Annotated in this window: 18 protein-coding genes; 7 read left to right on the forward strand and 11 right to left on the reverse strand. The window is 62.2% G+C overall.

Annotation, left to right across the window (positions count from 1 at the left end; translation table 11 throughout):
• Positions 1 to 1,578: YadA family autotransporter adhesin (locus A3AC_RS0100005; RefSeq protein ID WP_025596415.1), on the forward strand; the 1,578-nt coding region annotated here is incomplete at its 5' end.
• A 67-nt stretch (positions 1,579 to 1,645) separates the two neighbouring features.
• On the forward strand, positions 1,646 to 1,960 hold the full coding sequence (locus A3AC_RS28900) for a hypothetical protein (protein WP_232231862.1): 315 nt from the start codon (positions 1,646 to 1,648) through the stop codon (positions 1,958 to 1,960).
• Between the two features lie 158 nt (positions 1,961 to 2,118).
• On the opposite strand, the gene A3AC_RS0100015 is transcribed toward A3AC_RS28900, so the two are convergent.
• Positions 2,119 to 4,767 (reverse strand): PAS domain-containing hybrid sensor histidine kinase/response regulator, encoded by a 2,649-nt coding sequence (locus A3AC_RS0100015; protein ID WP_025596416.1) that lies wholly within the window; start codon positions 4,765 to 4,767, stop codon positions 2,119 to 2,121.
• Positions 4,768 to 5,115: 348 nt separating this feature from the next.
• Between A3AC_RS0100015 and A3AC_RS0100020 the strand changes: the two genes are divergently transcribed.
• Positions 5,116 to 7,380: a two-partner secretion domain-containing protein gene (locus tag A3AC_RS0100020; protein WP_025596417.1), complete on the forward strand. Its 2,265-nt coding sequence runs from the start codon at positions 5,116 to 5,118 to the stop codon at positions 7,378 to 7,380.
• A gap of 70 nt (positions 7,381 to 7,450) precedes the next feature.
• Positions 7,451 to 9,151: a ShlB/FhaC/HecB family hemolysin secretion/activation protein gene (locus tag A3AC_RS0100025; RefSeq protein WP_035474594.1), complete on the forward strand. Its 1,701-nt coding sequence runs from the start codon at positions 7,451 to 7,453 to the stop codon at positions 9,149 to 9,151.
• A gap of 15 nt (positions 9,152 to 9,166) precedes the next feature.
• Here the strand turns inward: A3AC_RS0100025 and A3AC_RS0100030 are convergent, their stop codons facing one another.
• The gene (locus A3AC_RS0100030; protein WP_025596419.1) at positions 9,167 to 9,859 is read right to left on the reverse strand and encodes a phosphatase PAP2 family protein; all 693 of its coding nucleotides are present in this window, start codon (positions 9,857 to 9,859) and stop codon (positions 9,167 to 9,169) included.
• A 226-nt stretch (positions 9,860 to 10,085) separates the two neighbouring features.
• On the opposite strand from A3AC_RS0100030, the gene A3AC_RS0100035 reads away from it, so the two are divergent.
• A complete protein-coding gene (locus A3AC_RS0100035; RefSeq protein WP_025596420.1) occupies positions 10,086 to 10,379 on the forward strand; it encodes a GYD domain-containing protein in 294 nt (97 codons plus the stop codon).
• 277 nt (positions 10,380 to 10,656) lie between these two features.
• The gene (gene hmpA / locus A3AC_RS0100040; protein ID WP_025596421.1) at positions 10,657 to 11,871 is read left to right on the forward strand and encodes an NO-inducible flavohemoprotein; all 1,215 of its coding nucleotides are present in this window, start codon (positions 10,657 to 10,659) and stop codon (positions 11,869 to 11,871) included.
• 50 nt (positions 11,872 to 11,921) lie between these two features.
• Here the strand turns inward: hmpA and A3AC_RS0100045 are convergent, their stop codons facing one another.
• The 3 genes from A3AC_RS0100045 to A3AC_RS0100055 form a co-directional block, all read right to left on the reverse strand.
• Complete coding sequence (locus A3AC_RS0100045; protein ID WP_025596422.1) at positions 11,922 to 12,455, reverse strand: GNAT family N-acetyltransferase; 534 nt, start codon at positions 12,453 to 12,455, stop codon at positions 11,922 to 11,924.
• 82 nt (positions 12,456 to 12,537) lie between these two features.
• The gene (locus tag A3AC_RS0100050) at positions 12,538 to 15,111 is read right to left on the reverse strand and encodes an ATP-binding response regulator (protein ID WP_025596423.1); all 2,574 of its coding nucleotides are present in this window, start codon (positions 15,109 to 15,111) and stop codon (positions 12,538 to 12,540) included.
• A gap of 42 nt (positions 15,112 to 15,153) precedes the next feature.
• Positions 15,154 to 16,191, reverse strand: a complete 1,038-nt coding sequence (locus A3AC_RS0100055; RefSeq protein ID WP_025596424.1) for a 3-oxoacyl-[acyl-carrier-protein] synthase III C-terminal domain-containing protein — start codon at positions 16,189 to 16,191, stop codon at positions 15,154 to 15,156.
• A 434-nt stretch (positions 16,192 to 16,625) separates the two neighbouring features.
• Between A3AC_RS0100055 and A3AC_RS29740 the strand changes: the two genes are divergently transcribed.
• Entirely contained in the window at positions 16,626 to 16,832 is a 207-nt protein-coding gene (locus tag A3AC_RS29740; RefSeq protein ID WP_232231863.1) for a hypothetical protein, read from the forward strand.
• 70 nt (positions 16,833 to 16,902) lie between these two features.
• Here the strand turns inward: A3AC_RS29740 and A3AC_RS0100065 are convergent, their stop codons facing one another.
• The 6 genes from A3AC_RS0100065 to A3AC_RS0100095 all read right to left on the reverse strand — a co-directional run bounded on the left by A3AC_RS0100065 (position 16,903) and on the right by A3AC_RS0100095 (position 24,301).
• Positions 16,903 to 18,051, reverse strand: a complete 1,149-nt coding sequence (locus A3AC_RS0100065; protein ID WP_025596425.1) for a branched-chain amino acid ABC transporter substrate-binding protein — start codon at positions 18,049 to 18,051, stop codon at positions 16,903 to 16,905.
• A gap of 921 nt (positions 18,052 to 18,972) precedes the next feature.
• Positions 18,973 to 19,740 carry an ABC transporter ATP-binding protein gene (locus A3AC_RS0100075; RefSeq protein WP_025596427.1) on the reverse strand — a complete coding sequence of 256 codons (768 nt, stop codon included), beginning with the start codon at positions 19,738 to 19,740 and terminating at the stop codon, positions 18,973 to 18,975.
• A complete protein-coding gene (locus A3AC_RS0100080; protein WP_025596428.1) occupies positions 19,737 to 20,627 on the reverse strand; it encodes an ABC transporter ATP-binding protein in 891 nt (296 codons plus the stop codon). The genes A3AC_RS0100075 and A3AC_RS0100080 overlap by 4 nt, the downstream gene beginning before the upstream one ends.
• A 1-nt stretch (position 20,628) precedes the next feature.
• Positions 20,629 to 21,543, reverse strand: coding sequence for a nickel transporter permease (gene nikC / locus A3AC_RS0100085; RefSeq protein ID WP_025596429.1), 915 nt, complete (start codon positions 21,541 to 21,543; stop codon positions 20,629 to 20,631).
• 58 nt (positions 21,544 to 21,601) lie between these two features.
• Entirely contained in the window at positions 21,602 to 22,672 is a 1,071-nt protein-coding gene (locus A3AC_RS0100090) for an ABC transporter permease (protein WP_025596430.1), read from the reverse strand.
• 21 nt (positions 22,673 to 22,693) lie between these two features.
• Positions 22,694 to 24,301 (reverse strand): ABC transporter substrate-binding protein, encoded by a 1,608-nt coding sequence (locus A3AC_RS0100095; protein WP_025596431.1) that lies wholly within the window; start codon positions 24,299 to 24,301, stop codon positions 22,694 to 22,696.
• Between the last annotated feature and the right edge of the window lie 11 nt (positions 24,302 to 24,312).

Consider the following 24,312-nt stretch of genomic DNA (forward strand, 5'->3'; position numbering starts at 1 on the left):
GGTGTCGCGGCCACGGCGAGCGGGGCGAGCAGCTTTGCGGGCGGCAATGGCGCTGCCGCGCTGGCGGACAACGCGGTTGCGCTGGGTGCTCTGTCAAGTGCATCGGTGGCGGGCGGTGTCGCGATTGGTTCGGGGTCCGTATCGGATCGCGCGGTGCTCTCGGGCGTCGGCTCGATTGCCAACGGCACGCATTCGATTCCGTTCAACACGGCCGACCAGACATTGCTCGGCGCGGTGTCCTTCGGTAGCGCGGGCGGCAACACCTATCGCCAGCTGACCAATGTCGCCGATGGCACGCAGGCGCATGATGCAGTCACGATCCGCCAGTTGGCCGGCGCGCTGTCGTCGTTNGCGGTGACCGGNCAGATGTACTTCCACGCGAATTCGACGGCTGCGGATTCNCTCGCGGTCGGCGCCGAGTCGATTGCCGTGGGGCCGACGACCGTGGTCAACGGCGACAACGGCGTGGGCGTCGGCAATGGCGCGATCGTCGATTCGACGGCGCCGGGCGGCGTCGCCATCGGGCAGGCTGCGAACTCGGCCCAGGCGGATGCGATTGCGGTAGGCAGCGGCTCGGTCGCGAGCGGCGCGCAATCCATCGCGCAGGGCGCGAATGCGAGCGCGGCCAACGCCGGGTCCATNGCCATCGGTTCAGGCGCGCACAGCACTGCAATCGACGCGCTTGCGTTGGGCGCCGGCGCGAGCGCCTCGTTCTCGAACAGCGTCGCGCTCGGCGCAGGCTCGGTGACGACGGTTGGCGCGTTGAGCAACTACATCGCGTATGGCCTGAGCAGTCCGCAATCGTCGATGGGCGAAGTGAACGTCGGCAACCGGCAGATCACCGGCCTCGCCGCCGGCAAGGCCGGCAGTGACGCCGTGAACGTATCGCAACTGGACGCGGTGGCAAGCCGGTTGACGACACTCATCAGCCAGCAGACGACCAACAACGGCGGCAGCTTCTCGTCGTCGCCCGGCACACCGACGCCGCCGGCGCCTTCGGGGTCGAACTCGTCGGCAGGCGGTCAGGGCGCCGTTGCGTCGGGCACGAACAGCTCGGCGGTGGGCAACGGCTCGACTGCGTCCGGCAGCGGTTCGACCGCGGTGGGCGCGGGGGCAACCTCGACCGGCGCCGGCTCGACGGCGCTAGGTGCGGACAGTAACGACGGCGGCCGCGCGAACGTAGTGGCAGTCGGCTCGAGCGGGACCAACCGGCAGGTGATCAATGTTGCAGCTGGCACGGCACCCACGGACGCCGTCAACGTGCAGCAGCTGAACGCCGCGCTTTCTCAAGCCAACGCCTACACCGATGCGCGCATGAACGAACTGCAGAACGGTATCAACTCGACCGCGCGCAATGCGTACTCAGGCATCGCGGCGGCAACCGCGCTCACGATGATTCCGGAAGTCGACAAGGACAAGACGCTGTCGCTCGGTATCGGCACGGCGGGTTTCCGCGGCTATCAGGCGGTGGCGATCGGCGGCACGGCACGCCTGACGGAGAACGTGAAAATGAAAGCGGGCGTGGGCATGAGCCCGGGAGGCACGACGGTCGGCGTCGGCGCGGCCATGCAATGGTAAGTCGTCAAAGCGGGGCCGCGGCCGCGTGCCCCGCATTCTTCGCCACACACAGTCTATGGAGTACCTGATGAATCGACTCTTTTTCGCAAGCCTTTTTTCCACCGCCGTGCTTGTCGTGACCGGATGCACGGCAGCGAGTGGTCCAACCTTCAACGCCCATTCGGTCGACTCCAGCAACGGCGCCAGAACCTACCGGGCCGAATGCCACGGATTGTTCGAAAGCGCATCGACGTGCATGGACGTCGCGCGACGCATCTGCGGCGACAAGACGGTGCAGCCAATCGACAAAATCGACATGGTTCGCGCTGCCGACGACAAGCGGAACGACCCGCGTGTCCTGCTCTTCAAATGCGCTGAGGAGGCAAGCGGTACAGCTGGCTAGGCTCTCGCAGCCTCGCCAGTTCGTTCGACCCGCGCATCCGCCGCTCTTTGCGTCGCCGTTTCGCACAGCAAACGCCGAACGCGACGCACGCTCAACAAATCGCGCAATCGTCTCAACCTGCACCCATGAGGATCGGCCCACGAATGAAACGCCCCGGCTCACTCCGCATGCGGCGAGGCGGCGGCAGGCGACAGTTCCGCCAGCAGCGACATCAGATACTCGATGTTCACCGGCTTGACCAGATGATGGTCGAACCCCGCGGCCTGCACACGCAGATGGTCGTCGGCCTGGCCGTAGCCCGTCACCGCGATCAGCACGGGCCGGGTTTCGCCCCTCTGGCGAATCAGTTTTGCGAGTTCATAGCCGTCGGTGTCCGGCAGGCCGATGTCGAGCAGCGCGGCATCCACAGGCTCGGCCTGCGCTTTCGCAAGTGCGTCCTGTGCGCCATACGCGACATCCACGTGATAGCCCTCGCTCTCGCAAAGCAGGGCGAGCGAGTCGGCGGCGTCCTTGTTGTCGTCGACGATCAGCACGTGCAGCGAAGCGCGCTCGGCATGCGAGGTTCCGCTCGCCGACGGTTCCTCGTGCAACGGCGCGGGCATTTCTGGCGCATGGGAGAGCGGCAGCCTGATCGACACGGTGGCGCCGCGGCCAGGTCCTGGACTTGCGATGTCGATAGCGCCGCCATGCAGTTCCACCAGCTTTTTCACCAGCGACAAACCGATGCCGAGACCGCCATGCGCCCGGTCCAGCGTGCGCTCGCCTTGCGCGAACAGATCGAAGATGTGCGGCAGCAGATCGGACGAAATGCCGCTGCCGTTGTCTTCGATGGTGACGGTAGCGAAGCGCTCGTCGGCGAGCGCGGTCACGCACACGCTGCCGCCCGGGTCCGTGTACTTGCACGCGTTGTTCAGTACGTTGACGAGAATCTGCGAGAGGCGCAAAGGGTCCGCGTGCAGCCAGACGGGCGCGGGCGGCAGCGTCACGGTGAGATGCTGGCTGCGCGAGGCCGCCATTGACGATACCGTTTCCAGCGCGCTATACACGGCCGTGCCGAGCAGCACCGGCTCCCGTCGGAGCACGATGCGCCCGTGCGTGATGCGCGACACTTCGAGCAGATCGTCGACGAGTTGCGCCATATGATCGACCTGCCGGCTCAGCATGCCGACCAGTTCGCACGATTTCATGCCGGCCTCTTTCTCGCGGCGCAGCAGCGCAATCGCGTTGCGCATCGGCGCGAGCGGATTGCGCAGTTCGTGCGCGAGCATCGCGAGAAATTCGTCCTTGCGGCGATCGGTTTCGCGCAAGGCCAGTTCGAGCGTCTTGCGCTGCGTGATGTCCACCGCGCTCGCGATGACGCGCCACGGCCTGCCGTCGGCGTCGCGCTGCAAGACGGCCTGGCTTTGAAGCCAGCTTTCGTGGCCGCCCATCATGATGCGGAACTCGAGCGGCTTGCCGAATTCGCCGGTAAGGGCGACGCGTCGCATCGCGGCGTCCACTGCGGCGCGGTCGTCGGCATGCACGCGATGCAGCGCCGCGTCGTACGCCAATCCGGTCGGCCCAGCGAGCACGCTGGGCGGGGTGCCGACGCTGTCCCAGCAGACCGTCCATGAATCGAGCGACAGGTATCCGATGGTCATTTTCGCCGCGCGCATGGCCACCTGCAGACGTAGATTGCGCTCTTCGAGCGCGGCGGCTGCGGCGCGCTCGTCGGTCACATCTGTTGCCATGCAAAACCATTCGCGCAGCGTGCCGTCATCATCGCGCAAAGGCGCGGCACGCGCGGACATGGTGCGCCAACTGCCGTCGCGCCGGCGCAGCCGGAAAGTCATCGAGCCCGGCATTTCGGATTTGACGATGGCCGACCAGTTCTCGCGCGCGCGCTCCTGGTCGTCGGGATGAACGAGCTCGAGCCATCCGCGGTGCGCGCTCAGGCCTTCTTGCCGAGCGAACGACTGCCAGTTGCCGAGCTGCTTCGTGTGGCCCGCCGCGTCCGCGATCCACGTCAGTTCCGAACTCGCTTCCACGAGCGCGCGATAGCGCTGCTCGCTGCGCTCGCGTTCGGTTTGCGCGTCGTGCTGTTCGGTGATGTCATACGTGACGCCGAATACGCGTTCGATAGCCATGCCATTACCGCAATCCGTTTCGCCGCGCGTGCGCAGCCATGAACGGCGGCCGTCCTCGAGTTCGATGGGAAAGTCGAGCTCGAAAGGAACGCACTCGTGCAAGCGGCCGGTCAACTCGCGCGCGAACCACGCGCGATGGCTTTCGGGGATTCTGTCGAAGAGCCATTGCAACGGCACTTCCGCTTCTTGGCGTTCGAGCCCGTAGATTTGCGCGAGCTGCGCGCTGATGCGCGCGGTGCGGCTGCCCATGTCCCATTCCCAGGCGCCGACGCGCGCTGCGTCGAGCGCGAAGCGCAGACGCCGTTCGCCGGCTTCGTACGCTTCGCCGGCCTGCACGAAGTCGTCGATGTCCATGGCGATGCCGCACGCGCCGGAGACCTCGCGCGCGTCGTCAAAAATGGGCTGGATACGCAGCTTGTGCCAGCGGTAGCGACCGTCGAAACGTTTCAGACGCGCATTCACCTTCGCGCTTTCACCGGCTGTCAGCGCGCTGCGCCACGCGTCGAGCACGTTCCTGACGTCGCGTTCCAGAACGAACTGATCCCAGTGCAGCGTGGTGTTCGGCGCGAACGGATTGCCGAGGTACTTGCGACAAGCGGTGTTGGCATAGGTGACGATTCCGCCTGCTTCAGCGGTCCACACGAGAGCCGGAACCTGGTCGGCAATTTCGTTATTGCTCATTGCGTTGTCAATCGCACTGTTCTTACCGCTTTAAAGGACGTCTGTTCAGATAGCAAGTGAGATTGGCACTGCGCTGCCGAGGCAGAGCGAAAGCGAATCGTCAGGTGCACGCCGCCTCACGGCTATTGGGGAAACCATGGGTTCGCTCCCCCATTGCAGCGCTTCGCCACTATGCTTTGGCCAATTCCGCAGACCTTTAGGCGCAATACGTCGATATACCACTTCTTCCCGCTCATTGTGCGCCCGAAACCGGCTGCAATAATACGGGCGTGCGCACAGTTGGACCGACGCGCGAGAGCCGCATGACATCTGAGCATACGGCGCGCCTTGCGCGGGAAAGGAGACGTGATGAACAGGATTCCGCCGGCAGCATACGACCAGAACAATTCACGTCGGCGGGAGGCGCGCAATGCGCTGCTGCCGCTTGCCGCGGCGCTATTGTGCTGCGTGAGTTCATTCGACGCGCGAGCCGCGGGCGCATTGCCCGCAGGCGGGCAATTCGTCGGCGGGACCGGGTCCATCAGCAGCAACGGCACAACGCTGACGATCGATCAGGGCTCGGGACGCGGCGTTGTGAACTGGAACAGTTTTTCCATCGGCAGCGGCAACCGTGTGGTGTTTGCCAACGGCAACGGCGCGACGCTCAACCGTGTGACCGGCGGCTCACCATCTGCGATTCTCGGCACGCTCACCGCAAGCGGCAGCGTCTATCTGATCAACCCGCAAGGCATCCTTGTCGGACGGGGAGGCGTAATTTCGACGAACGGACGCTTCGTCGCGTCCACGCTCGACGTTGCGGACACCGACGCCTTCATGAACGGCGGGCCGCTGACGCTATCGGGCAATTCGAGCGCGGGCGTGGTCAATCTCGGCACGATTGCATCCGGCGGCAGCGACGTATTTCTGATCGCACGGCAGCAGGTGGGCAACGCCGGCACCATTAGTGCGCCGAACGGCACGGTTGAACTGGCGGTCGGGCAGCAGGTGCTGCTGCAGGATTCGTCGTCGGGCCGACAGGTGTTCGTGCAGCCGGCGCAGCAGGGCGGGGGCGGGACCATCATGAACCGCGGCCTGATTCAGGCGGCGCAGATCAGCCTGCAAGCCGTGGACGGCAACATCTACGCGCTCGCCGGCAACCACGAGGCGATTCGCGCGACGGGCACGGCCACGCGCGACGGACACGTGTGGCTGGTCGCGGGGCACGGCACGTTGCAAGCGGGTGGCGCAATCGAGGCAAGCGGCGGCACTGTCGACATGAGCGCGGATACGCTCGCGTTCCCCATGGGCGGCACGACGGTCCGTGCAAATCAGTGGAACATCGCGACACCCAGCTTCACCGTCGACGACAACGCGGCGCGCGCGCTGTCGGCAAGTCTCGGCACTGGAACGTCGGTCAATCTGCAGACGACCGGCGCAAACGGCAGCACCGGCGACATTGGCGTGAACTCGGGCATCGCGTGGCAAGGCAATGGGTCGCTCACACTCGCGGCGTATCGCAACCTGAGCATCGCGCAAGGCGCAACCATTGCCAACCAGGGCAGCGGCAACCTCACATTGCGCGCGGATGCCGCCAGCCTCGATAACGGCGGCAGCATCGCGAATCGCGGCGTGATCGACTGGTCGGGCAGCACAGGGCTCGTCAATGCGCTTTACGATATGAACGGCACCTATAGCGCCGGCAGCCTGCTCGGCAATCCCGCGTGGAGTGCAGCGCCCGGCAGTGGGCAGCTCACGCAGATCACCGCGTACAAGCTGGTCAACAACGTGACGGACCTGCAGAACATTTCGCAGGATCTCGCGGGCAACTACGCGCTCGGCACGGACATCGACGCGAGCGGTTATACGTTGACGCCAATCGGCAATCACACGACGCCCTTCACCGGTCAATTCGACGGCATGTGGCACAGCGTGCGCAATGCACGCATCGAGGTCGCCGACTTCAGCAAGGACTATTCGTCGGGACTCTTCGGCGTAGTGGGGCTGGCAGGCGTTCTGCGCGACGTGGGCGTGGAAGACGGCCATGTCAGCACGAGTTCTGCCGGCAGCGGCCTTCTGGCGGGTTTGAATCAGGGCGTGATTGCTAACGCGCACTCGACTGGTGTGGCGATGGAGGTCTATCAGAACGGCACGATGTTCGGCGGACTGGTAGGTCGCAATGAAGGCACCGTCGAGCGCTCGTGGAGCAGCGCCGCGGTATCGGGCTCGGATGCGAACGGCGGGCTCGTCGGCTACAACCTGGGTTCGATTGCGCAGTCGTACGCGACTGGCAGCGTCAGCCCGGTTTTCTCGACCGGGTCCGGCGGCGGGCTGGTCGGTATCAACGATGGAAGCGTGAGCCAGTCGTTCGCAACAGGCGCGGTCGAAACGCGAAGGATGCCGACGCACGGCGTGGTTGCGTTCGGCTCCGGCACGCTCGCGCCGGACGTCTACTGGAACAGGGAGACGACAGGGCAGGCCGCGAGCGGCGGCAGCCTGCCGCCGTCTAACGGGCTCACCACCGCGCAGATGAGCGACCCCGCGAGCTTCGCGGGCTATGACTTCGGGGCCAACGGCGTATGGGCGATGCCGTCTGGCGCGACCCAGCCTGTGTTGCGCTGGCAGCTTGCGCATTAGGCGGCGGGCTTCATTCGCGGATGCGCCGGCGCGCGCGGTCCGCGCGCGTTGGGTGGTGGCGCCGTGCGCGATGTTTGCTCTGCACGCTTCTGCCGGTTTCGCGCAGGCCTGGCGCGACGTCGCCCCGCAACCCGCGCCGCCGACGCCGCGCAGTGCGCCGTCGCAACCTTCGGCGTCATCGGCAGAGAATGCCGCGCAGATTGCAGTGGGCCGGCTCGAAGGCCTTGTGTTCGAAGCCGCGGGCAGCAGCGCGCCCGCCTCCGCAATGCAGCCCGGCATTACCGCCGAACGCCTCCCCATTCTGGACGCAGCATTTCTCCACACGTTCGACAGCGATCTGGGCAAGCCGCTCACATTTGGACGCCTCGCCGAAATACGCCACGCCGTGATCGAGCGTTATCGTGCCGCGGGGAAACCGCTCGTGGATGTGTACGTGCCCGAGCAGGACGTGAGTTCCGGCGTCGTGCGTATCGCGGTTGCGGAGTTTCGCCTCGGTGAAGTGCGCACGAGCGGCAACCGCTACTTCTCCGACGCCCTGTTGAAACGCGAGATGCCGCTCAAGGCAGGCGACCCGATTCTGCAAGCGGACGTCTCGCTGGGCCTTGCGGTACTCAACGCGAATCCCTATCGACGCGTAGATGCGGTCTTCGCGCCAGGCGAAGCCGCGAATTCAACCGACGTCATCCTGCAGACCGACGACCGTCTGCCGTTGCGGGCAAACGCCGGCTACGACAACGCCGGTGTGCGCGATCTCGGCCGCGACCGCTTCTTCGCGGGCATCGACTATGGCAACCTGTTTGGTCTCGATCAGCACGTCGCGTATCAATTCACGGCGAGCAATGATTTCCTGAGCGGCAATCCCGACATCGAGGGACGTGCGAACCGCGCGCGCTTTCTGGCCCACGCGCTCAGCTACATTGCGCCGCTGCCGTGGCACGACAGCATCGAATTGTTCGGCGTCTATGCGCAGAGCACGCCACGTCTGCCCGACAGTTACGGGCAAACGGGCATTTCCGCGCAGATCAGCGCTCGCTACGACTGGCGTTTGCCGACGACAGGCGATACCGCGCAGCTCGTGCAGTTCGGCTATGACTTCAAGCGCAGCAACAACGATCTGGAATTCGGCGGGTTTCAGGTGTTCAACTCGAACACACACGTGCACCAGTTTCTGCTCACCTACGATCTGAGCAAGCCGGGCGATGCGGGCGCCGCGCATGCATCCGCGACGCTCGTGGCAAGTCCAGGCGGGCTGGACGGCTCCAACAACGACACCGCTTTCGGCACTGCGCGGCACGGCGCGACTGCCCGCTATGCTTATCTGCAGATCGCCGCGCAACGCGCGTTTGCACTCGGCGGTGGCTTCACGTTAAACACGCGAGGCACCTTCCAGTGGACGCCGAATACCTTATTGCCGAGCGAGGAGATGGGCCTCGGTGGAGAGTCCAGTGTGCGGGGCTACGAGCCGTACGTCGTGCTAGGCGATCGCGGCTGGAACGTGCAGACGGAATTGCGCGCGCCCGTTTTGCCGTTCGGCGCGAGCAGCGCGGCCGCGCAGCCTTTTGTGTTCGTCGACGCCGGCCATGCGTGGAACCGGATCGATCAGCCCGCGGAGCCCGGTAACGCATCGCTCGTCAGCGTCGGCGCGGGCGTGCGTTTTCAATGGTCGCGCTTCGTGGATTTTCGCTGCACGTATGGCGTGCCGCTGCGCGCGCCGGCTCCCGGCGCATCGAAGGCGCCGATGGTGCTTCTGTTCGTTTCCATCGGCACTTAAAGCGCGCGGGATACGCTAGACATGAGCCAGCACGCTGCTTGCGAGCTTGCGCAGTTCGTCGAACTGGGTAACCAGTTCAAGGCACAGCACGAAAGCCAACATCCCCGAAGGTCCCGGGTAGCGTTCGATCCATCGCAAGAGCACAGCTGCGGAACGCGCGCGAATGGCGTCGCGTGTCATGGCGTAGGTGATGACGATTCCAATTGCGGCGCCGACCAGCAGGTCCGTCGGATAGTGAAAGCCGAGATAGGCGCGCGGAACGCAGATGAACAACACCGTATACGCCAGCGCCAGAAGACCGATTCTTCTCCACACAAGAAAAATGCCGGTGGCGATAGCCATCCACAGCATTGCGTGGTCGCTTGGAAACGAGCTCCACGAGGTCAGCAATGCGTCTTTCGACACGCTTGTCACGAAGTGCAGATTCAGTTCGGAACTGTAGACCGGGCGCACCCTGAACGGTAGCCAGTGGGTCAGCGCTCTTCCGGCGAACAGCGCGAGAAGGCCGCTAAGTACTGTGGCGATGACCATCTCGCGACGCCATGTGCTGCGCTCACCTGCTTGAAACCAGATCCACCACAACAGGGGAATCAGCAGCAGACCTTTGAAGGTGTACAGATCTGCGATTGCCTCAATTGCGCGGGTGATGAAGAAGCCAAAATGGATGTGGGAAAGATACGTCTCAATGGTTGTATCGAAGCTATTCATTCTTCTATGGGTATTTAAAGACTTGTGGTGAACCGCTGAAACCGTCTCCCTGTGTTGCTGCTGCGGTGCGCACCATATTTTTAACAAAAGGGCTACTGGTTAGTGTACCTGATGACTAATGATCGACGATTTTTCACTAGATGCCTTGCCTATACTGGGCTTTACGCGCCGGAGGCCCGTCCTGCGCGTCCGGGTCCCCGGCAAGCAACGGGAAAGGGGAAACGTCATGGCGACTTATGTGGTTCTTGCGCAATTCACTGATCAGGGCATGCGCAACATAAAAAACAGCGCGCAGCGCGCCGGCCAGGCAGCGGACATGGCGAGGAGCTTCGGCTGCGAAATGAAGCAGATCTACTGGACGATGGGGCAATACGACATTGTCACCGTCATCGAAGCGCCGGATGAACAGAGCTTCATGTCATTCGGATTTGCTCTTGGCTCAGCGGGGAATGTCAGAACGCAGACGCTCCGTGCATTTTCGAAGGACGAGTTCAGCGCGTGTCTTGGCAAGCTGCCGTAAAACGTTCAAGAGCGCTGGGTTTTGACGCGTTGGCTGGGTAGTGATAACGATGCAAGACTATCCAGCCGTTCTTTGGGCAGGCCGCCAATTGCCCCATGTCGATTGATTCAATCCTGTCATCTCCGCAAAGTTGCACCGTTGATGCGTCAGGCGTAATGCCGTATACGGAAACGCGCTGACGTCCCATCTGTCACGCCGTTTGCTGCAGCCACCTGTTCATGGATCACGGCGCGCGCCTGCGCGTGCCTACGCATGCATCGCATGAAAGGAGAGGCAAATGCTTACGCAGAAAACGAAGGATGTTGTAAAAGCTACGGCGCCCGTGCTGGCGCAGCATGGATTGCCCATTATCAAGCGCTTTTACGAACGGCTGTTTAGTGCCCACCCGGAACTGAAGAACGTGTTCAACATGGCGCACCAGGATCAGGGGCAACAACAGCAGGCGCTCGCGCGTGCTGTCTACGCGTACGCCGAGAACATTGAGAATCCCGGCAGTCTCGCGGCCGTGCTGAAGAACATCGCCAATAAACATGCGAGCCTCGACGTGCGGCCCGAGCATTACCCGATTGTCGGTGAACATCTGCTCGGCGCGATCAAGGACGTGCTCGGCGAAGCCGCCAACGACGAGATCATCTCGGCCTGGGCGCAGGCTTACGGCAATCTGGCCGACCTGCTGATGGGAATGGAAAGCGAGTTGCGCGAGAACTCGACGCAACAGCTCGGCGGCTGGACTGGCTGGCGCAAGTTCGTGGTCAAGGAAAAGCGGCCCGAGAGCAGCGTCATTACATCGTTCGTGCTGGAGCCGTCGGATGCCCAGCCGGTGATCAACTTCGAGCCTGGTCAGTACGTCAGCATTGCGGTGAATGTGCCTTCGTTGCAGTTGCAACAGATTCGCCAGTACAGTCTGTCCGACATGCCGAATGGACGCAGCTACCGCATTTCCGTCAAACGCGAGGATGGCGACGCTTCACGGCCGCCGGGCTATGTGTCGTCGCTTCTGCATGAGCATGTGAACGTTGGCGACGAAGTCAAACTCGCCGCGCCGTACGGCACTTTCTATATCGACGTCAATGCGAAAACGCCGATCGTCCTGATCAGCGGCGGAGTTGGTTTGACACCGATGGTCAGCATGCTCAAGCGGGCGATTCAGGACCCGCAGCGCCAGGTGGTGTTCGTGCATGGCGCACGAAATGGCGCGGTCCATGCGATGCGCGACAAGCTCCGGCAAACCGCGGCCAGTTACGCGAACTTCAAGGCGGTGGTCTACTACGAAAGCCCACTGCCGGGCGATATAGCGGGGCAGGACTACGACCGCGCCGGCTTTATCAATCTCGCTGAACTGCGCGAGCTGATTCTGCTACCGGAGGCGGATTACTACATCTGCGGCCCTATTCCGTTCATGCGCTTGCAGCATGACTCCTTGCGCGCGATGGATATTCCAGAGACGAGAATTCATTACGAGGTGTTCGGTCCTGATCTGTTCGAGGAGTGAGGGCCGCGGTTCGTCGGCTGTTTTTTGTCGAGCGCGCGTATCTCGACCGATCAGGCGACGAGCTGCTTGTGAAAGAAGGTCGTGCCGCAAAACCTGCCGTCCGGCATCAGCGCATAGTTCGGCACTTCTCCGACACGTTGCCAGCCGGCACGCTCGTAAAGCCGCTCGGCATCTCCGCCGGTGACGGTGTCGAGTACGAGTACGGATTTGCCGGCGCGTCGGGCTTCTTCGTCGACAGCCGCCAGGAGCCGTGCGGCAATGCCTCGGCGCCTCGCTTCACGGTGCACGAGCATCTTGGCGACATCCGCGCGATGCGGCTGATTCTCGGGCTGCGCCGTGACCAGTTGCACGGTGCCGACGAGCTTGCCGTCAGGATATTCGGCAACCAGCAATATGCGCTCGTCGCGGGCCACGCCATCGGCGACGTGTCGCCAGAATTGCAGCGCGGTTTGCTTCGAGATCGGCAACATGAAGCTGACCGACGCGCCGCCTTCCACGCAGTCGATCAGCAGATCGGCGAGAGAATCGACATAGCTCAATGCTTCGTCCGCATGGATGCGCCGAACGGTTAGCGTGTCTGTCATGTTTGACTCCGTGAGTCGAAAGGCAAGCTCAACAGTGCTGCGAGGCGACCAGCGCGCCGGCGTGACGTGTGATGCGAAACCATCAATCGCTCGTCGTCTTGCGTTGTTTGCCGGGCGCTTTCGCGGACGCAAAATACGTTTGCAACGCGGGTGCCGAACGGTCGCTCAATGAACAGATACGCGCAAGCCAGTCTGCTTCCGCAGGCCATTCGCCGTCCACGACGCGCGGATAGATCTGGCGCACGAACTGATGCAGCGCTTTTGCGCCGATATTGCCGCTTACGCCGAGCAGCATGTGCAAGGCCTCACGTGTCGAATCGAAGTCGCGTGCCGCGACGCTCGTCGCGAGGTTTGCCACCGTCGTGCGAATCTGTTCGATGCCATTCAGGAAAGTCTGGTCGAGCAAGTCGAGCGCGACCAGTTCCTGCAGATGTTTGTCATCGAGCAATGGACCTTCGTTTCGCGGCTCAAGCTTGCCGGCAGGCAACCCCTCTTCATGCGACGACGCTGCCTCTGCCGGCGCATCATGGAGTCGCTGGCGCGCGAACTGCCGTGCCAGCGCCGCATACAGCGCGCCGACTTGCGCGGGCTTGGTCATCACCTCGTTCATGCCGGCGGCGAGACACTTTTCTACGGCCTCCATGTCGGATTGGCTGGTCAACGCAATGATCGGCAAGCTCGCGTAAGCGTCGGTACGCGCGCGGATCAGCTCGGTGGTCTCCACGCCGCCCATACCCGGCATGTTCATATCCATCACGATGGCGTCGATGGCCGCGCCTTCCTGCAGGCGGGCCAGCACCGCGGGGCCGTGCTCGGCTTCGACGACCGTCGCGCCGAAGCGCTCCAGGTATCCCTTCGCGACGAGTCGGCTGTACGTGTCGTCGTCAGCCAGCAGAATCGTTTTGCCGGCGAAGCCGTCAAAACGCTGGCTGCGACCATGCCGATGACCGCTCTCGAACAGCTTGTGCAGAACACCGATCAACTCGACGATGGTCGCCGACTTGCTGACGTATTCGTCCATGCCGGCACGGCGTGCGAGCACACGCGCCACGCTGCCGGGCTCCGCCGTGTAGGCGACGACCATCACGTTGCAATTCGGATTGCGACGGTCCGCGCGAATCCGCTCGGTGGCCGTGTAGCCGTCCAGGGCCGGCATGTTGATGTCCATCAGCACCAGGTCCCACGGCGACGGCTCGCTGAGCGCGGCGAGGGCCGCCTCGCCGTCGGCTGCCTCGCCAGGTTGCGCGCCTGTCTTCAAGAGCGCTCGCCGCACGCGCGTGCGCTGATCCGCGTCGTTGTCGACAATCAGGATGCGTTTGCCGTCAAGGAGCAGGGCGGCGCGCGCGAACACTTCCTGCTCGTGCCGCGCGACCTCGCTTTCGGAAACAGGCGGAAACTCGAGTGTGAACTGCGTGAACTGGCCGACTTCGGAGCGGCAACGGATGGTGCCGCCGAACGCGCGCATCGCGCGCTGACAGTAAGCGAGCCCGAGCCCGGTGCCCGCCGAATTGCCGGCGGTGCGGAAGGGTTCGAAAAGATGCGGCAGGATCTCGGGAGCAATGCCGGGCCCGGTGTCATGAACGATCACTGTTTGCCGGTCCACCGTCAGCGTGAGCGTTGCGGCAGGATGCGCGGCAATATGATGAAGCGCGTTCTTGATCAGATTGAACAGCGTGAACAGATAGACCGTTTCGTCGATCTTGAACGTGAAGTCCTCGAGCACCGCGAGCCTGACTCGCGCTCGCTCGTTATGGTCGCTAAAGCCGTATTCCTCCAGCGCCTTGCGCGTGGCAGCCGCCGCGCTGACATACGTGAACTGATCGGAGCGGATGGCTTTTGCGCTCACTTCGTCGAGTGTCATCGCGATGATGCGCAAGCCGCGCTCAATGGAAAGCTGGCCGTGGGCCAGATGGCGATACAGCAGCGCGGTCCGGCGCTGCGTTGCAGCCGGCGACGCGCGGTGATCCATCGCTGCCGGCAGCACTTCTTCCACTCTGTCCAGAACATGCTTGAGCTGGCTGAGCGGATTACGCATTTCATGAGCGATTGAGCCGGCCAGCGCGCGAAGCGCTCCTGTGCGCGCCTGCGCGACGATTCCTTTGAGATTGCTGTATGAGAACGTGATGCCGGCGAAGATGCCGAAGGTGAAAACCGGCAGATAGGTGTAGAGAAACAGATGCGCATCCACATGAACGGCTTGCGGAACGACGATTCTCGCGCACAGCACAGCAGCGCCGATGCCGAGCGCCAGGTTCAGTGACAACGCAACGAACGACGGAAAGATGGCGATCAGGAAGAAGACCATGCCCAGCTCGGCCATCGACCAGAGCATCGAGTAATGCCCTACCAGCAGGTAGTAAGTGAAGAAAAACGGCAGCGTGTAAGCCACCGTTACGAAGTAATACCAAGGCAGGAGGCGCGCTACCGAAGCGGGCCAGAAGCGGCGCAGAAGCAGCAACGCGCAACTGGCGGTGCCGAAAACGCGCATCAGCAGGTTCTCGTTCGGCTGAGGATCGACGAACGTCCACCAGAACCAGTACACCGGATGCCCGATGGTGCCGATCAGGCCCACAGCCAGTACGCTGTAGTCGGAGACCTTTGCGGCTTCGGACACCACCCGGTTGAGGTAGCGGATGCCCCCTGAAATGGCTTTCATGTTGCGCTTTGAATTTATCGCTTTGAATTTATATACGTGAGCCTAGAACCTGAAGCTGCTGACGTTGAATGACATGCCGGCACTGCCCACCCAGCACAGCACCCTGTCTCCGCGCTTCAGTTCTCCGCTGTCTTTCGCCATTGCAATCGCGGCGGGAATAGAGGCTGACACGAGGTTCCCGGTCTCCGGATAGATGTGATACATCTTCTCGTGAATTCCCGCCTTTTCTCCATACCCGTGCCATGCCGCCTTGGAAGAGGCATGAGTAAAGACAATGTCGATATCTTTCTTCGGAACCGGCAGTTTAGCCAGAACTGCGGATAGTTCGTCGGAATTCTTGTGAAGCTCGTGGCCAAATGATGTAAAACGCATGTCGCCGTTTTTCCCAATTCGCTCAGACGGATGGCAAAACCCTTCATAGCCGGGAATCGGGATTGTGCACAGGTCGGACACCTCCGGTTTTCCGCGAAATGCAAAACTGAAGTTGTCCGGCTCCTTCGCAACGAGCAGCGTGGCGGTGGCTGCCTCGCCGATGGTGAACGACGGCAGCGTGTATTCGATTTGCGCCTGATTCTTCAACGCAAAATTCCCCGGAAAGAGTGGACCGCCGGCCAGCATATTGAACTCGGCATTCACGATCATAGCGTTTCTGTACTGACCGCACTTGAACAAACTGTCGATAATCGACATGGCTCTTGTCCAGCTCATGCATGCGTCCACCACGTCGAAGCATTCCGCATTGGTGAAACCGAGCGTGCTCGCCATCATATGGCTATTGCCGGGCTCCAGAAAGCCTCTGCCGATTCCGACATAGATAAACAGCTCGATATGCTCGGGGCGCAAATAGGTTTCCGCCAAAGCCTTGCGAGTGGCCATGGCGACGTGATCGATGGGTGACTCGTGGCTGTCGCACCAGCGCCGGTTCACCAGCCCGCTCCTGTCGAGCAGCGTCTTGATGGTGCGTATGCCTCTGTCGATGTCACCGTCATAGCCGGTTGAATGGAACCGGATCATGTCGGTGACTTCGTCATTCGTCACGATTCTGGAAGGCAGGCTGACCGCCACATTCTTGATAAGCATAAACAATCCATGAGAGAGGTTTGTTGGTGGATGAAGTCTCGTTCGCGCGCGTAGCGCGCGCCTTACTGCGGCGTTCGCTTTACGGCGCTCGTACATTAACGCGTCCACCGCGACTGGCGAAATACCGTCGCTCCTGGCTGGATCATCTGGTCGGCGGGAAGGGCTGCGGCTTGCGCGCATTGGGTAGCGGCCGCCGGGCTTGCGTGATGGCCGATTGTATTTGCAGAAAAAAGACCTGTCGCAGCCGATCAAGCAAGCCGCTTTAATCGAAGAAATATTGTTTTGTCAATGCTAAAGATCTTTCTTTTGCTGCCGTTTACTCCGGTGCGCAATTTTGCGCGGACCTTTCGAGAGTTGAAAAATCCGTTTACGGATTAAATCGTCCGCATACTCAAACTACCGGCACGTGGACGCAAAGCACCACGTCGCTCACTGTGGATGACGCGGGCGGCTTTACCGGCAGCATTCTCGGCTGCAGGGTCACCGGCACGCTGGCTTTGGGTATGACGTACAGCGGCAATGCGCCGATTACGTTCGTGCCTGTCAGCGGCAGCCCGACGTTGTACCAACGGACCATCATCTATCTGATCAAGGCGACGGATAACCCGGTGATCGCTTACGGGCAATTGACCAGGCGGTAAGGTGTTGGCGGGCCACGGGGGTGTGGGTTTGCCGTGGCCTGTCAACAATCCTCGCGCAACCGCCCCGCAATCAGAGCCCGCTCACCGTCTTGACCGTTACCCACTGACCATTCTTCACCTGATACAGCGTGGACGAGCCGTTCTTCAGCGAGCCGTTCGTATTGAACTCGATATGCCCGGTGATGCCGTCAAAGCTGATGCTTTGCAGCTTTGCACGATAGTCGTCGGGCTTGGTCGAATTGGCTGCCTGCATTGCCTTGATGGCGGTCCACGCCGCGTCGTAGCCGAACGGTGCATACGACAGCACGTCCTGGCCGAACTTCTGCTTGAAGCGCTCGGCGAACGTTGCGCCTACGGGCGTGCTGTCAAGCGGACGGCCGTATTCCCATGCCATCGCGCCTTCCGATACGCTGCCCGCGAGCTTGATGAAGTCGATGTCCTTCACGCCGCCGCCGCCCACATACTGCGCCTTGAGGCCGAGCTGGTTCATCTGCTTGATGATGCCGGCGGCCTGCGGATTCAAGGCGCCGACGAAAATCAGATCCGGGTTCTTGCTCTTGAGGTTCGTCAGCTGTGTCTTGAAGTCAGTCGCCTGATTTGTCGTGTATTCGCGGTCTATGATGTCGCCGCCGTGCGCCTTCACCGCCTTCACGAACTCATCGGCCTCGCCCTGGCCAAACGCGGTGCGGTCGTCAATCACGGCGATGCGCTTGGCCTTCGTCGTGGTGACTGCATAGGCACCTGCGGTGCCGGCGTTTTGCGCGTCGCTCGAAATGACCATGAAGACGTTTTTGTAACCGCGGCCGCTAATGACCGGATTAGTGGCCGCGGGGTCTATAACGGGCAGGCCCGCTTTTTCGTAGAGGTCGGACGCGGGAATAGTCGTTCCGGAGTTGAAGTGGCCGACCACGACCGACACGCCTTCGTCCACCAGTTTTTGCGCGACTTGCACGCCGACGCGCGGGTCCGCCTGATCGTCTTCGGCGACGAGTTTGAACGACACCGGCTCGCCGTTGATCTTGATGCCTTGCGCCTTGGCGTCGTCGAGCGCCATCTTGACGCCGTTTTGGAGGTCTTTGCCGTAACTGGCGTTGGGTCCGGTGAGCGGAGCGGCAAAGCCGATTTTTACGACTGTTTCCGCACGAGAGGCGAGCGGTGCAACTGCGAGAAGTGCTCCAACTGCAACCGCGATAGGGGTGAACGTCTTGGCAAAACGCATGTTGTTTCCTTTGTCGGCAGGCATCAGGTCACTACTATGGCGCGCATGCCGGCCATGCTCGCCCGCTGCTTGTGCTTCCAGCTATGAGCGGTGGAGCGGCGGCCGGTGCACGGCTCTTGTTCGCATCAACTACGTGTTGGGGCTCCTCATTAGTAGGCGTGGTATTGAAAGAACGTCTCGCGAGGAGAACCGCCGGGAGCGGCCGCAGGAAGCCGGCAACACTCCTTCCTCGTCCCCTCGGGGATCGTCTCCGCATTACGGCACAGCAGGGTAAACCGAAGCAATCAGGACAAACACCGCCTGCAGCATACGGCGGAACAGCGGGTTCAATTGCGTTCATCGCGTCGATCGTCTTGTGCGAGCCAGACTGCGCGGCGGCAGCAAACCGACAGCTACGTGTTGCGATTCCTCATTCATCAAGACGCGGGTTTTCGTGTAACGAGGCAGCGCCCGTCGAGCCGCCGCAGTATCATGAAAGAGCGCGTTTCAGCATGACTTCGTCTACCGGCGGGCGCTGCGCGCGCGGGCCCAAAAATGCGTTGTTGGACCCAGTAGCGTCACGCGAGGCGCCTCACGGTTTCCACTCGCAGGGAGACGTTCATGACTACGAGAATCCGATCACTAGCGAAGGTTGGCCTGGTTTGCGCAAGCTGCCTCGCGGGTATGAGCAATGCGGAGGCGAGCGATCGCCTTCTGAAGCTGTTGCAGTTACAGACCGTGAATCGTATGGCGCCAGCCGCCGCACCCACGAAAAAGAATCAGGCGGACGACAACAGCCGACGCCAGGAGCCAGGCGCAGACAGACGGTCCGCTCAACCGCAGCCGGACAATCGCCGCGCTCCGGGCAGCAGCGCGCCGGGCCGCCAGCCTTAGAAGTTTGCCGGCGTTTCTCAGGCCGCGGCGTCCGGACGGTCACGCTTTTCATAACGACGCGTCCACGCCAAAGACTTCCGCGGCCTTGCGCTGATAACCGCCTGTCGCGAGCAATAACTTGCGTGAGTATTCGCTGTCCACCTGCTGAGCGCGTACCTTTTCAATCGGCAGCTCTTCAACGATCTCGCCGTTACGCATGATCGCCACGCGCGAGCACAGAAAGCCGACCACTGCAAGGTTGTGGCTGACGAGAATCATCGTCAGATTCCGCTCGCGATGCAGGCGCTTGAGCAGATTCAGAATTTCGGCCTGCACCGAGACGTCGAGCGCGGAGGTCGGTTCGTCCAGCAGCAGAACGCGCGGCTCGACGATCAACGCACGCGCGATTGCAACCCGTTGTCTTTGTCCGCCCGAAAGCTGATGCGGATAGCGAAAGCGATACGAGGGATCGAGGCCCACTTCGCGCAGCGCATTCACAATGCGCTGTTCCTCGTCGCCCATTGCGTTGATATGCAGCGGTTCGCGCAGCGTCTCGTCGACCGTGAAGCGCGGATGCAGCGAGCCATAGGGGTCCTGAAAGACCATCTGAACATGGCGCCCGCGCGCGTTGCGATCCGCTCCGGCGATATGCACGGACCCCTCGGCAACAGGCGCGAGTCCGCTTAACGCGCGAAGAATCGTCGACTTCCCGGAGCCCGATTCGCCGACCAGACCGAACACCTCGCCGGTCGCCACATCAAAGCTGGCGGCGCGCACCGCATCGACGATTCCCGCCGCCGTCCTGAAGCGCACAGTCAGTGCGTCGATGCGGATCATGACGGTGCTCCTTGCCGCTCGCCCAGGTCGTTAAGCCACGCGGAATCGCGCGACAGCACGGGCAATTCCGCGGGCGGGTCCAGCAGCGGCGGATTGGCGGCAAGCAGCCCACGCGTGTACGGGTGCTGCGCGTTGACCAGATCGCGCGCGGCGCAGGTTTCGACGACGCGGCCGGCATACATCACAAGCACGCGGTCGCAGAACGACATGACGAGCGGCAGGTCGTGACTGATGAAAATGAGGCCGGTCTGATGTTTCCCAATCAGTTCATCGAGCACAGCCAGCACTTGCATGGAGACGAGCACGTCGAGCGCGCTCGTCGGTTCGTCGGCGATCAGCAGGCGCGGACCCGTCGAGACCATCATCGCGATCATCACGCGTTGCCCCATGCCGCCCGACAACTCATGCGGATACGAGCGGGCAACCCGTTCAGGATTGCGAATATGCACGGACTCGAGGGCCGTCACGACCTTGGCCCGCAGTGCGCGACGGCCGAGCTTCGGCTCATGCAGTGCGAACGCCTCGCGCATCTGCTGCTCGACGGTCATGACCGGATTGAGCGAATACTTGGGGTCCTGCAGGACCATCCCCATCTGCGAGCCGCAGAAGCGCCGGCGGCGTCCGGCGGGCATCGCCAGCAGATCGTGGCCGTGAAAGCGCAGCGCTTTCGCCGTGCAATGCGCAGCAGGCGGCAACAGGCCGAGCAGCGCGCGGCCCGTGAGCGATTTGCCTGAACCCGATTCGCCGACTATGCCAAGCCGCTCGCCTTTCCTCAAGGTCAGCGACAAGCCTCGCACCGCTTCGTTCAGCGTGCCGTCATGCGCGCGAAAGGCAATACGCAGGTCGTCGATTTCGCACAGCGGAGTGTTCGCTTCGTCGTTGCGCATGTCAGTCTCCATGACGCGGATCGAACACGTCGCGCAGTCCGTCACCCAGCAGGTTGAACGCGAGGCTCACGAGCAGGATCGCGAGGCCTGGGAGCGTGGCGACCCACCACGAATCGAGCAGCACGTTGCGGCCCGAAGCGACCATGAAGCCCCATTCGGGACTCGGCGGTTGCGCACCGAGCCCGAGAAAGCCGAGACCCGCCACGGTCAGAATGATGCCGGCCATGTCGAGAGTTGCCCGCACGATCACCGACGACATACATAGCGGCATCACATAGCGCAGCAGGATGCGCAGATTCGACGCGCCTTGCAGACGCGCAACCTGAATGAAGTCGGCCTGCACGAGCCGCAAGGTTTCCGCGCGCGCGAGCCGCGCATACGCGGGCCACGCGGTGATGGAAATGGCTATCACGGCATTGATCACGCCGGGTCCGAGCGCCGCAGCGAAGGCGAGCGCGAGCACGATCTTCGGAAATGCCAGCGCAATATCCGTGATGCGCATCAGCACGTTATCGACCCACCCGCCGAAGAAGCCCGCCGTGGTGCCTATCATGAGTCCGATGGGCACCACGACGACCACGACCAGTATCGCTATCGACAAAGTGAGTCGCGAGCCATAGATGATGCGCGAGAGAATGTCGCGTCCAAGCTGGTCGGTGCCGAGCCAATGCGACGCCGAACCGGGCGGCAGCAGCCGATCCGACAGTACCTGACGCAACGGATCATGCGGCGCGATCCACGGTCCGATGACCGCGACGATCACGAGCACCATCAGGATCGCAAAGCCGAATACGGAAAGCGGGTTCCCCACGAAACGCCGCCAGCGGCGATAAGCGAGACCTAACGCGGCCTGTTGGCGCGACGCGGGAGTTTCCGTGAGCAGCCATTGCTTCCACGTGAGGCGTGGGGCATTCATCGGCCAGTCCCGCGTCGAATGTTCAAGAGGATGACGCACGTGGATAGTCTCCGTTGCATCAGCGGGCGCGAGGATCGAACACGCGATAGAGCGCGTCGGTGAGCAGATTCAACGCGATGAAAGTGGCGCCTATCACGAGCGTGCTGCCAAGCACGGCGTTCATGTCGGCATTGAGCAGCGCACCCGTCAGATACGAGCCGATGCCAGGCCACGCGAATACGATCTCGGTCAGCACCGAGCCTTCCAGCAGGAAGCTGTATGACAGCGCAATCACCGTGAGCAGCGGCACCGCGATATTCCCAAAAGCATGCACCCACACGACGCGCCGCTCGGGAACGCCCTTCGCGCGCGCCGTCGTGATGTACTCCTGGTTCAACTGATCGAGCATGAACGAGCGCGTCATTCGACTCAGATACGCAACCGAGTAATAGCCGAGTATCGCGGCAGGCAGCGCGACATGCGAGAGCGCATTGAAGAACACGTCCCATTCGCCGGCGATCAATGAATCGATGAGCAGGCTGCCTGTGCGCGAGTCCACCATGCCGTCGAACACAGGGTCCAGTCGCCCGGGCCCTGACACCCAGTGCAGCTTCGCATAGAACAGCAGCAGCCCCATCAGACCGAGCCAGAACACCGGCACCGAACTGCCGATCAGTCCCACGAAACGCGCAACGTGATCGATCCAGCGGTTATGACGCGTCGCGGCCACGACCCCGAGCGGCACGCCGACCAATACTCCCGCGATGGTGGCGAGAGTAGCGAGTTCGAGCGTGGCGGGAAACACGCGCCGGATGTCGTCCAGAACCGGATTGGCGGTCAGCAGCGAGACGCCCAGGTTGCCGTGCAATACCGCATTCACATAGATCAGAAACTGTTCGGCAAGCGGCTTGTCGAGACCGAGCTGGATTCGCGCAGCCGCGTACGCGCTTGCCGATGCGCGATCGCCGAGTATCGCGAGCACAGGGTCGATGGGTACCTTGCGGCCGATCACGAACGTCACGGCAAGCAGGCCCGTGAATGTGACGGCAAGCGTGAGCACCCAGCGCAGCATGCGCAACGTCCAGCGCACGCCAGGGCGGCGTGCGGACGCGGCGCGAATGCGGTCGATAGGAGTGAAGGTTGTCGACATGGTCCGGGCGTCGCGAGGCGCTTACTGTTTTTTCACGTGCAGGTATGAAACCAGGTCGTTGATCGGCCCGACTTCGAGTCCGGACACGCCCGGCCGCATGGCTACCTGCGAAACCTGCTGGAACATGATGACGAACGGCGAGTGCGCGAGCATCTCTTTTTGCATGGTCTGATAAAGCTCTGCGCGTTTCGTGGTGGACGACTCGGCCAACGCGGCGTTGGTCTCTTTCGTCAGATTGGGAATGTCCCACGAATTACGCCATGCGAGCATCTTGTACGAGGACTTGTCGGTGTTGTCCGGATTCCACGCAAAGCCCTGCGCGTTGCTGTGCGGGTCGATATAGTCGGCGGACCATTCGCCGATATAGATGTCATGCTGGCGCGCGCGATACTTTGCGAGCGTCTGCTTGTTATCGCCGGGAATGATCTCAACCTTGATTCCGCCTTGCGCCAGATTGGCTTGCACCGCCTGTGCGATTTCGTTGTATGGATACGCGCTGCGCACGTCCATCGTCACGTTGAAGCCGTTCGGCAATCCCGCCTTCGCGAGCAGCGCCTTCGCCTTCGCGACATCCTGGTGATACGGGTTGCTGTTGAGCGCGCCGAGAAAGCCTTCCGGCAAGAACGTCTGATGAACCTGATAGGTGGTCTTGACGACGTTCGTCTGAATGCCCTTGTAATCGATCAGCCACTTCATTGCTTCCTGCACTTCGGGCTTGGCGAGATTCGGATTCTTTACGCTCAGCCCCAGATACAGCAATGTGGCTTGCGGCACGGCCATGACGTGAGCCTTGTTCGACTTCGTCAATGCAGCGAGATCGTCGGGACTCAGATTGCGCGCCACGTCCGCATCGCCGTTTTCAAGCAGGAGGCGCTGGCTCGACGCCTCGGGTACGTGGCGCAGCACGATGCGCTTCATCGCAAGCGGCATGCGGTAATCGTCGTACTTCTGCAGAATGATGCTGTCGTTAGCGGTCCATTTGACGAGCTTGTACGCGCCCGAGCCTGCCTCGCTGGTGCGCAGCCATTCGTTGCCGAAGTCATTGCCTTTCTGGTGCGACATCAACAGTGTTTTGTCGAGCACCGATGCGGGCCACGCACCGAGAACATTCAGCACGAACGTGGGCGCGTATTTCTGATCGGTGGTGATGCTGACTGTGGAGTCGTCGATCTTGCGGACTTTCTGCAGTGCATTGTCCCTGGTGAGGCCGATTCCCTGCAGCACCGCAGCGGCGCCTTTGTCGAGCAGCACACAGCGCTGTATCGACCATGCGACATCGTCGGCTGTCAGAGGGTTGCCGGAATGGAACTTGAGACCGGGGCGGATCTTGAAGGTGAACGTGAGTCCGTCGGGGCTCACCGTCCAGGATTGCGCGACGTCGCCGTTGAATTTCGACGGGTCTTTCAGGTCTACGCGTACGAGGCGGTCATAGGTGTTCGCGACGTATTCTTCGGGCACCAGTTCGTACACTTCGCCGGGATCGAGTGTCGAGAATTCGTCGAGCGTCGTGGCAATGACAAGCATGTCTTTCGGCGTCGCGGCGAGCGCGCTGCCTGTCATCGTGACGGAAAATGTCAGCGCGGAGGCCACCGCGACTGCTGCCAGCGCATTGCGCAAAACCAGATTCATACTCGCTCCGT

Source organism: Burkholderia sp. WSM2230, from assembly GCF_000472445.1.
GTDB lineage: Bacteria > Pseudomonadota > Gammaproteobacteria > Burkholderiales > Burkholderiaceae > Paraburkholderia.